The organism is Pseudomonas sp. CM25, assembly GCF_013179705.1.
Lineage (GTDB): Bacteria > Pseudomonadota > Gammaproteobacteria > Pseudomonadales > Pseudomonadaceae > Aquipseudomonas.
This window is the reverse complement of record NZ_JABMCW010000566.1, coordinates 1-2136: the sequence shown is the minus strand read 5'-3', so window position 1 is coordinate 2136 and position 2136 is coordinate 1. Positions and strand designations below refer to the sequence as shown.

The 2136-nt window shown below is 63.7% G+C and carries 4 protein-coding genes; all 4 read right to left on the bottom strand.

Annotated features, from left to right (window positions below):
* Positions 1-385, bottom strand: a 385-nt coding sequence (locus HP546_RS29485; RefSeq protein WP_172233175.1) for a DUF3299 domain-containing protein, incomplete at its 3' end; no start/stop codon positions are given.
* Positions 386-433: 48 nt separating this feature from the next.
* The gene (locus HP546_RS29480) at positions 434-679 is read right to left on the bottom strand and encodes a GlsB/YeaQ/YmgE family stress response membrane protein (protein ID WP_172233172.1); all 246 of its coding nucleotides are present in this window, start codon (positions 677-679) and stop codon (positions 434-436) included.
* A 96-nt stretch (positions 680-775) separates the two neighbouring features.
* Positions 776-1858 carry a 5-(carboxyamino)imidazole ribonucleotide synthase gene (locus HP546_RS29475; protein ID WP_172233169.1) on the bottom strand — a complete coding sequence of 361 codons (1083 nt, stop codon included), beginning with the start codon at positions 1856-1858 and terminating at the stop codon, positions 776-778.
* Between the two features lie 10 nt (positions 1859-1868).
* A partial coding sequence (locus HP546_RS29470; protein ID WP_172233166.1) for an AIR carboxylase family protein occupies positions 1869-2136 on the bottom strand: 268 nt, incomplete at its 5' end.

Genomic DNA, 2136 nt, shown 5'->3' with positions numbered 1-2136 from the left:
AACGCACCAGCACCAGCTGGTTCGGTGGCGGTGGCGGTACGTGAATGCACGCGCCCGGGTACGGCACCAGGAAAAACAGCGTGCTGTTGCCCTTGGCATCGCTCTCCAGCGGCACCGGGTAGCCGCCCAGGCGAATGTCCTTGCCGTTCATGGCCGCCACGGTCTTGGTCGAATACATCACCGCCGGCAGGCCCTTGCTCTGTTTCAGTCCGCCCTTGTCGGTAAAGGTGCCCATGGCCTCTGGCGAGTCATGGTCGATTTCGGGCATTTGCTCAAGCGCTCTCTGGTCCGACTTGGGCATCAGCTCCAGCCAGTCGGTTTCGGGCAGTTCGGCATGGGCCAGGGTACTGGCCAACAGCAGGGGGACGAGGAAAAAGGCACGCATGGAAATGCTCGGCAACTCGAATGAATTGCCGGGCATTCTAACCAGTATTCAGCGTTTCTTGATGAATCCGTAGATCACCAGCAGCACGACGGCACCGACCAGCGCCCCGAAGAAGCCCGCCGCCTGCCCGGCCTGGTAAATGCCCAGCGCCTGGCCGCCATAAGTGGCCAGCAGCGAGCCGGCAATACCCAGCAGGATGGTCATGATCCAGCCCATGCTGTCGTCGCCCGGTTTGACGAAACGGGCCAGCAGGCCGACGATGAGGCCGATGAAGATGGTTCCGATGATGCCCATGGCAATCCCTCTGCAGTGAAGATGAAACAAGCCAAAGCCTAGACAGCGCTTTGGCTTGTTGCCATCTCAGAGGGCCAGCCGTTGCCAGAAGTTCGATCAGTTGCTGATCAGAGCCTCTACTTCGGCAATCTTGCGCTCGAGGGTGGCCATGTCATGGCAGCGCAGGGTGGCATGACCAACCTTGCGGCCGGCCTTGAAGGCCTTGCCGTAGTGGTGCAGGTGGCAGTCATCGATGGCGACCACTTTGTCCACAGCCGGCACTTCACCGATGAAGTTGAGCATCGCGCTCTCGCCAACCTTGGCAGTCGAGCCCAGTGGCAGGCCGGCGACGGCGCGCAGGTGGTTCTCGAACTGGCTGCACTCGGCGCCTTCGATGGTCCAGTGCCCGGAGTTGTGCACGCGTGGAGCAATTTCGTTGGCCTTCAGGCCACCGTCGACTTCGAAGAACTCGAAGGCCATCACGCCAACGTAATCCAGCTTCTGCAGTACGCGGCCGACGTAGTCTTCGGCCAGCGCTTGCAGCGGGTGTGCCTGGCTGGCCACCGACAGGCGCAGGATGCCGCTGTCGTGGGTGTTGTGCACCAGCGGGTAGAAGCGCGTTTCGCCGTCACGGCCACGCACCGCCACCAGCGATACTTCGCCAGTGAATGGCACGAAGCCTTCCAGCAGGCACGGCACGCTGCCCAGCTCGGCGAAAGTGCCCACCACGTCTTCAGGCGTGCGCAGCACTTTCTGGCCCTTGCCGTCGTAACCCAGAGTGCGGGTCTTCAGTACGGCAGGCAGGCCGATACTGGCCACTGCGGCGTCCAGGTCTGCCTGCGAGAGAATGTCGGCGAAGGCCGGGGTAGGGATACCCAGGTCGCGGAACATGCTTTTTTCGAACAGGCGGTCGCGGGCGATGCGCAGCGCCTCGGCGCTGGGGTACACCGGCACGAACTGCGAGAGGAAGGCCACGGTCTCGGCCGGGACGCTTTCGAACTCGAAAGTGACCAGGTCGACTTCGTCGGCCAGCTGACGCAGGTGGTCCTGGTCGCCGTAGTCGGCCCGCAGGTGCTCGCCCAGTGCTGCAGCGCAGGCGTCCGGCGCGGGGTCGAGGAAAGCGAAGTTCATGCCCAGCGGGGTACCCGCCAGGGCCAGCATGCGGCCCAGCTGGCCGCCACCGATTACACCGATCTTCATGGGTTGAGCCTCAAGCCTGGCGCGGGTCTGGGTTATCCAGAACGGTGTCGGTCTGTTCTGTGCGGAACTGCTTGAGCGCCGCGTGGTACTGCGGGTACTTGGCGCCCAGGATGCTGGCCGACAGCAGCGCAGCGTTGATGGCACCGGCACGGCCGATGGCCAGGGTGGCTACCGGCACGCCGGCTGGCATCTGCACGATCGACAGCAGCGAATCGACACCCGACAGCATCGACGATTGCACCGGCACACCCAGCACCGGGAGGTGAGTCTTGGCGGCG

Coding starts and splice junctions, on each gene's coding strand:
- HP546_RS29475 (WP_172233169.1), bottom strand. CDS start 1,858: ATGAAGATCGGTGTAATCGGTGGCGGCCAGCTGGGCCGCATGCTGGCC.
- HP546_RS29480 (WP_172233172.1), bottom strand. CDS start 679: ATGGGCATCATCGGAACCATCTTCATCGGCCTCATCGTCGGCCTGCTG.